Here is a 6,529-nt window from a genome sequence, read left to right on the forward strand (position 1 = left end):
CCGGACCGCCGCCCCGGGTCGTGAATCGCGTTGCCGCAGGTGATCGGGTCCGACTAGGTTCTGGACTCATGGCAGATGACGAACCCACGCGCGCCGCACGGCTGCTGGACGCCCAGGGCAAGGCCGCGCGACTGTTCCGGGAGATCGAGGAGCGCGGCCTCGTCGCACCCGGAGAAGGGGAACGGGCGGTCAGCGACCGGGTCCGGGACCTGGCCAACGAGCTGTTCGGCACCACCCGGCACTGGCACAAGCGGATCGTGCGCTCCGGGCCGAACACCCTGGCGCCGTACCGGGAGAACCCGCCGGACCGCGTGATCGGCGCGGACGACATCGTGTTCGCCGACTTCGGCCCGATCTTCGAGGAGTACGAGGCCGACTTCGGCCGTACCTTCGTCCTCGGCGACGACCCCGTCAAGCACCGGCTCCGCGCCGACCTGCCCGAGGTGTTCGCGGCCGGCAAGCGGCACTTCGAGAGCCACCCGGAGATCACCGGCGCCGCGCTGCACGCCGAGGTCGCCCGCCTCGCCGCCGAGGCCGGCTGGGAACTGGGCGGCTGGCACGCCGGGCACCTGGTCGGCGAGTTCCCGCACGAGAAGATCGACGGCGCGGACACCGAGTCGTACATCGCCCCCGCCAACGACACCCCGCTGCGGCGCACCGACAAGGCGGGCCGCGCCTGCCACTGGATCCTGGAGATCCATCTCGTCGACCCGGCGCGGCGGTTCGGCGGCTTCTACGAGGAACTGCTCACCCTCTGACGCCGCACACGTGTGAGACGTCGCGGACCGTGCGGGCCACGCCCGGCACGGCGAGCCTGTGGCCCGGACGGACCGTCGTCCGGGCCACAGGCGGTACGGGGGCGCGAGGACGCGGGGGCGGGTCAGGCCACCGCGGTCCGGCCGGCCAGGACGGAGCTGTGGATTTCCTGCGCCCGGATCGCCACGGTCGACAGCAGGGTGCTGGTGAGCCCGTGGGTGTGTTCGGTCCCGCCCTGGAGGTAGATGCCCGCACTGACCTCCGGCGGCGTCTGGACCCGGTGGTCGCGGCCCACGCGCAGCTCGTCCCCGTCGTCGCGCAGACACAGCTTGGCCGCGTCGCCCAGGAGCGCGGCCGGGTCCCGGGGCCGGTAGCCGGTGGCCAGCACCAGGACGTCGGCGGACAGCGACTGCCGCTCGCCGGTGGGCAGGAACTCCACCGTGACGTCGACGCCGCCCGCCGGTCCGGGCGCGACACCGCGCAGGCGTGAGACGTTGAGGAAGCGCAACCGCTCCCGCCCGGCCACCTTCTCCCGGTACGCGGTGGCGTACAGCGACTCGATCAACTCCATGTCGACGACCGAGTAGTTGGTGGAGCGGTGGTAGTCGAGCAGGGACTGCTTGACCCCGGAGGGCGCGGAGAAGTAGACGTCGACCGCGTCGGGGTCGAAGATCCGGTTCGCGAACGGGCTGTCGTCGGCGGGTGTGTAGCCGTACTTGGCGAAGACCGAGCACACCTCGGCGTCCGGGAACGTGCGGTGCAGGTAGTCCACCGTCTCGGCGGCGCTCTGTCCGGCGCCGAGCACGACGGCCCGCCGCACCGCCGCCCCCGAAGCGGCCAGCCGCTCGGCCCGGGGAATCAACTCGCTGTTGTGCCAGACCCGTTCGGACAGTTCGAGACCCGGCGGCACATGCGGCTCAAGACCCATCGCCACGCTGACGTTGCGGGCCCGGTGGGTCACGGTCGCGCCGGGGCGCCCGGCGTCGCGGCAGGTGACGTCGAAGAAGGCCACCTGCCCCGCCGCGTCGCGCACCGGGTCCACCGCGACGACCTCGCTGTCGTAGGAGACCAGGTGCGCGACGCGCGCGGCCGCCCACGCGAAGTACTCGTGGAACTCCGCCCGCAGCGGGAAGAGCGTCTTCTGGTTCAGGAAGTCGATCAGCCGGCCCCGTTCGCGCAGGAAGCACAGGAAGCTGTAGTCGCTGGTCGGATCGCGCAATGTGACGAGGTCCTTGAGGAAGGAGACCTGCATCGTGGCATCGTCGATCAGCATGCCCCGGTGCCAGCCGAAGCGCGGCTGGCGTTCCAGGAACAGGGCGTCGAGGCGGCCGTCCGCCGCAGAATGCGCGTTGTACTCCTCAACCGCTATGGACAGAGCGAGATGTGACGGACCAAAACCGACTCCGACGATGTCGTGGACGACGTCGGAATCCATGATCGGTGATTTCACCTTGGCATCGCCTCCCTCAGGCAGCCTCATGCTAGATAAGGTAAGGCTTACCTAGCAATGGAGTCTGTGAAGGGATGGACCGTCATGCGGGTCGTCATGCTCGGCTACCAGACGTGGGGCCACCGCACGCTGCAGGCGTTGCTGGACTCCGACCACGAGGTGGTGCTCGTCGTCACCCATCCGAAGAGCGAGCACGCCTACGAGAAGATATGGGACGACAACGTCGCCGAACTGGCCGAGAAGCACGACGTCCCGGTGCTGCTGCGCAGCCGTCCCGACGACGCCGAACTCCTCGACGCGGTACGGGAGTCGCGCCCCGACATCATCGTGGCCAACAACTGGCGGACCTGGCTGCCGCCGGAGCTGTTCGACCTCCCCGCGCACGGCACCCTCAACATCCACGACTCGCTGCTGCCCGCCTACGCCGGGTTCTCCCCGATCATCTGGGCGCTGATCAACGGTGAGGAGCGGGTCGGGGTGACCGCGCACCGCATGAACGCCGAACTGGACGCCGGCGACGTCCTCGTGCAGCGCTCGGTGCCGGTCGGCCCCACCGACACCGCCACCGATCTCTTCCACCGCACCGTCGACCTCATCGCGCCCCTCGTGCGGGAGTCGCTCGACCTGATCGCCTCCGGCCAGGACGCCGGCCAGTGGATGCCGCAGGACCGCGCCCGCGCCAGCTTCTTCCACAAGCGGTCGGCCGAGGACAGCCGCATCGACTGGAGTTGGCCCGCCGACCGGCTGGAACGCCTCGTGCGGGCCCAGTCCGACCCGTACCCGAACGCCTACGCCTTCCACGGCGGCAAGCGGCTCAAGATCGTCTCCGCGGCGGTGTCCGAGGGACGCTACGGCGGCACCCCGGGCCGTGTCTTCATCCGCGAGGGCGACGGCGTGGTCGTCGTGGCGGGCGCCGACGCCCACACCGGGCGCTGCCCCGGCCTCCTGGTCCGGCGGGTGCGCACGGACGACGGCACGGAGTACGCGGCGACGGACTACTTCCGCACGATGGGCGGGTACTTGACGTCCCGGCCCTGAGCGCCGGGCGGAACACGCCGCGGCCCCGGCGCGCGCCACGCCGGGGCCGCGCGCCGGATCGGGTCGGGCCGCGCGCCGGGTCGGACCGGGGCCGTGCGCCGGATCGGGGCGGGGCCGTGCGCCGGATCGGGGCGGGCTCAGTCGACCGCGGCCGGCACCGCGTCCCCGGCCGTCCGCGCGCCGTCGCCGTGGTGGTGGCGGCCGAGCGGGATGACGAGCGGGGTGCCGCTGACCGGGTCGAGGGCGATCCGGCAGCGCAGGTCGAAGACGTCCTCGACGGTGGCCTCGGTGACCACCTCGGCCGGCGCGCCCTCGGCGACGATGCGGCCCGCCTTCATGGCGATGACGTGATCGGCGTACCGGCACGCCTGGTTGAGGTCGTGCAGCACCATCACCACCGTGCGGCCCTCGCGCCGGTTGAGGTCGGTGATCAGGTCCAGCACGTCGATCTGGTGGGCGAGGTCGAGATACGTCGTGGGCTCGTCCAGGAGCAGGACGGGGGTGCCCTGGGCGACGGCCATGGCGATCCAGGCGCGCTGCCGCTGGCCCCCGGACAGCTCGTCCACCGGCCGGTCGGCCAGTTCGGTCAGCCCGGTCGCCGTCAGCGCCGATCGGACGGCCTCCTCGTCCGCCGCCGACCACTGCCGCCACCAGGTCTGGTGCGGGGAGCGGCCCCGGCCCACCAGGTCGGCGACGGTCAGCCCCTCCGGCGCCACCGGCGTCTGCGGCAGGATGCCGAGGGTGCGGGCCAGTTCCCGGGTCGGTATCGAGCGCAGGGCGGCGCCGTCCAGCTCCACGGCGCCCTGACGGGGGGCCAGCAGCCGGGCCAGAGCGCGCAACAGGGTCGACTTCCCGCAGGCGTTGGCGCCGACGATGGCCGTGATCCGGCCGGTGGGCACGGTCAGGTCCAGGCCCCGCACCACCACGCGTCCGTCGTAGCCGAGGTGCAGGTCACGGGCCCGCAGTTCGGGTCCGGGCGCGGGCTGCGGCAGGGAGCCGGGGGTGGCCGGCCGCGGGGTGCGCGAGTCGGTGGTCGACATGGGATCAGCCTCCAGAGCCCGCGCGGTTGGCGCGGATGAGCAGCCACAGCAGGACCGGCGCGCCGAGGGCGCCGGTGACGATCCCGACCGGCAGTTCCGTCCCGGGGATCGCCTCGCGTGCGAGGAGGTCGGAGCCGAGGACGACGAACGCGCCGGTGAGACCGGAGACGAGCGGGGGCGGCGCCGAGGTGCCGGCCAGCCGCAGGGCGATCTGCGGGCAGGCCAGGGCGACGAAGGCGACCGGTCCGGCCGCCGCGGTGCCGAAGGCGATCAGGCCCACCCCGGTGAGCAGCAGCGCCAGCCGGACCGGCTGGACGGGCGTGCCGAGTCCGGCGGCGACATCGTCGCCGAGCTGGAGCGTGCGCATCCAGCGGCCCATGCCCAGCGCGGCCGGGAGCAGCACGGCCAGCGCGACGGCCAGGGAGTCCACCTGGTTCCAGGTGCGGCCGTTGAGGTTGCCGACGAGCCAGCCGAGCGCCTCCTCGGCCTCGAACCGGTTGCCGCGCGCCACCAGGAAGTCGGTGGCGCTGGTGCAGATCCAGGAGACGCCGATGCCGACGAGGATGATGCGGTAGCCGGTGGCCCCGCCCTTCCACGCCAGCGCGTACACCAGCAGCGCGGTCGCCAGGGCGCCGAGCAGTCCCAGCGTGGACAGTCCGAGTCCGCCGGTCCAGCCGAGGACCACCGCCGCGACCACGGCGGTCCCGGCGCCCTCGGTCAGCCCGATCATGTCGGGGCTGGCCAGCGGATTGCGGGTCATCGTCTGGAACACGGCCCCGGAGACGCCGAAGGCGACGCCGACCAGGAGGCCGGTGAGGGCGCGGGGCAGCCGCAGCTCCCGTACGACGGTGAGGGTGCCGGGATCGCCCACGCCGAACAGGGCCTTGACCACCTCGGGCAGGCTCACCGGGTAGTCGCCGAGGGCCAGGCCCCAGCAGAACAGCGCGAACGCGCCGACGCCGACGAGCACTCCGGTCAGCACCAGACGCGGCCGCCACATGCCGGACACCGGCGGCGCGGCGAGGCGGAACGGCCGGTCGCGCAGCGCGGACCGCGCCGGGAGGGCGGACGGTGCGGGCAGGGCGGGAGAGGACTTCGCGGGCACGCTCATACCTCCGCGAGCTTGCGGCGGCGGACCAGGGCGATGAAGAACGGGCCGCCGAGGAAGGCGACGAGGACGCCGGCCTGGATCTCGGTGGGGCGGGCCGCCATCCGGCCCACGATGTCGGCGGAGAGCAGCAGCACGGGCGCGAGCGCGGCCGACAGCGGCAGCAGCCAGCGGTGGTCGGGGCCGATGCCGGCGAACTGGGCGAGCATCCGGGCCAGATGCGGGACGACGAGGCCGAGGAAGACCACGGGGCCGATGACGGCGACCGACGCGCCGGTCAGCAGCATGATCGCGGTCACGCCCTGGAGGCGTACCAGGCCCAGCCGCCGGCCGAGGGAGGCGGCCACGTCGTCGCCGAGGGCCAGGCTGTTGAGTGCGGGGGCGCAGGACAGGGCGAGGACGGCGCCGACCGCCAGGAACGGCAGGATGCGCAGCAGGTCGCCGGAGTCCTTGTCGGCCAGGGTGCCGGCGGACCAGAAGCGGTAGCGGTCCAGCGCGTCCTGGTCGGTGAGGACCACGGCGCTGGTGAGCGAGGAGAGCAGGGAGGTGACGGCCACTCCGGCGAGCGCGAGCTTGACCGGGGTGGCCCCGGACCGGCCGAGCCGCCCCAGGAAGAAGACCAGGACGCTCGCGACGAGCGCGCCGGCGAAGGCGAACCACACGTAGCCGTACAGCGATCCGACGCCGAACACCGCGACCGACACCACGATGGCGAACGAGGCGCCGGCGCTGACGCCGAGGATGCCGGGGTCGGCGAGCGGGTTGCGGGTCAGCGCCTGCATCAGCGCGCCGGACAGGCCGAGCGCGGCGCCTGTGGTCAGGCCGAGCAGGGTGCGCGGGACGCGCACCGACCAGATCACGTTGTCGATCAGGCGGCTGGGCGGATGCCCGAGGACCGAGCGGACCACCTGGTCGAGCGGGACGCTCAACGCGCCCAGCGCCACGGAGAGGAGGGACAGCAGGATCAGGAGGGCGACGATCAGCGCCACCAGCACCGTGGTGCGAAGCCTTCTGCCGGAAGCCACTTGCCGGTCTCCATGACGTCGTTCGGTGGACCGCGGAACAGTACTGACAACAGGTTAGGTGAGCATAACCTCAGCCGCTGCGATGCGGCCCGTCCCAAACCTCGGCGGCCCT

6 protein-coding genes are annotated in these 6,529 nt (G+C 72.8%); 2 read left to right on the forward strand and 4 right to left on the reverse strand.

The window, feature by feature from the left end:
• The first annotated feature begins 68 nt into the window (after positions 1-68).
• Complete coding sequence (locus ABEB07_RS17975; RefSeq protein WP_164583812.1) at positions 69-758, forward strand: M24 family metallopeptidase; 690 nt, start codon at positions 69-71, stop codon at positions 756-758.
• A gap of 122 nt (positions 759-880) precedes the next feature.
• Here the strand turns inward: ABEB07_RS17975 and ABEB07_RS17980 are convergent, their stop codons facing one another.
• Positions 881-2,191 (reverse strand): lysine N(6)-hydroxylase/L-ornithine N(5)-oxygenase family protein, encoded by a 1,311-nt coding sequence (locus ABEB07_RS17980; protein ID WP_425589027.1) that lies wholly within the window; start codon positions 2,189-2,191, stop codon positions 881-883.
• A gap of 99 nt (positions 2,192-2,290) precedes the next feature.
• Between ABEB07_RS17980 and ABEB07_RS17985 the strand changes: the two genes are divergently transcribed.
• A complete protein-coding gene (locus ABEB07_RS17985; protein ID WP_345669348.1) occupies positions 2,291-3,244 on the forward strand; it encodes a methionyl-tRNA formyltransferase in 954 nt (317 codons plus the stop codon).
• Positions 3,245-3,381: 137 nt separating this feature from the next.
• On the opposite strand, the gene ABEB07_RS17990 is transcribed toward ABEB07_RS17985, so the two are convergent.
• From ABEB07_RS17990 to ABEB07_RS18000, 3 genes are read right to left on the reverse strand one after another with little or no spacing between them, the layout of a single operon-like run.
• Positions 3,382-4,284 (reverse strand): ABC transporter ATP-binding protein, encoded by a 903-nt coding sequence (locus ABEB07_RS17990; protein ID WP_345669260.1) that lies wholly within the window; start codon positions 4,282-4,284, stop codon positions 3,382-3,384.
• 4 nt (positions 4,285-4,288) lie between these two features.
• The gene (locus ABEB07_RS17995; RefSeq protein ID WP_345669261.1) at positions 4,289-5,395 is read right to left on the reverse strand and encodes a FecCD family ABC transporter permease; all 1,107 of its coding nucleotides are present in this window, start codon (positions 5,393-5,395) and stop codon (positions 4,289-4,291) included.
• Positions 5,392-6,387, reverse strand: a complete 996-nt coding sequence (locus ABEB07_RS18000) for a FecCD family ABC transporter permease (RefSeq protein WP_425589034.1) — start codon at positions 6,385-6,387, stop codon at positions 5,392-5,394. The genes ABEB07_RS17995 and ABEB07_RS18000 overlap by 4 nt, the downstream gene beginning before the upstream one ends.
• Positions 6,388-6,529: the final 142 nt, after the last annotated feature.

This window comes from Streptomyces similanensis (assembly GCF_039543625.1).
GTDB classification, from domain to species: domain Bacteria; phylum Actinomycetota; class Actinomycetes; order Streptomycetales; family Streptomycetaceae; genus Streptomyces; species Streptomyces similanensis.

What these genes read in the sequence shown, in the direction of transcription:
- ABEB07_RS17980 (WP_425589027.1), bottom strand. Translation starts at nt 2,191, where the DNA reads ATGGATTCCGACGTCGTCCACGACATCGTCGGAGTCGGTTTTGGTCCG.
- ABEB07_RS17990 (WP_345669260.1), bottom strand. Translation starts at nt 4,284, where the DNA reads ATGTCGACCACCGACTCGCGCACCCCGCGGCCGGCCACCCCCGGCTCC.
- ABEB07_RS17985 (WP_345669348.1), top strand. Translation starts at nt 2,291, where the DNA reads ATGCGGGTCGTCATGCTCGGCTACCAGACGTGGGGCCACCGCACGCTG.
- ABEB07_RS17995 (WP_345669261.1), bottom strand. Translation starts at nt 5,395, where the DNA reads ATGAGCGTGCCCGCGAAGTCCTCTCCCGCCCTGCCCGCACCGTCCGCC.
- ABEB07_RS17975 (WP_164583812.1), top strand. Translation starts at nt 69, where the DNA reads ATGGCAGATGACGAACCCACGCGCGCCGCACGGCTGCTGGACGCCCAG.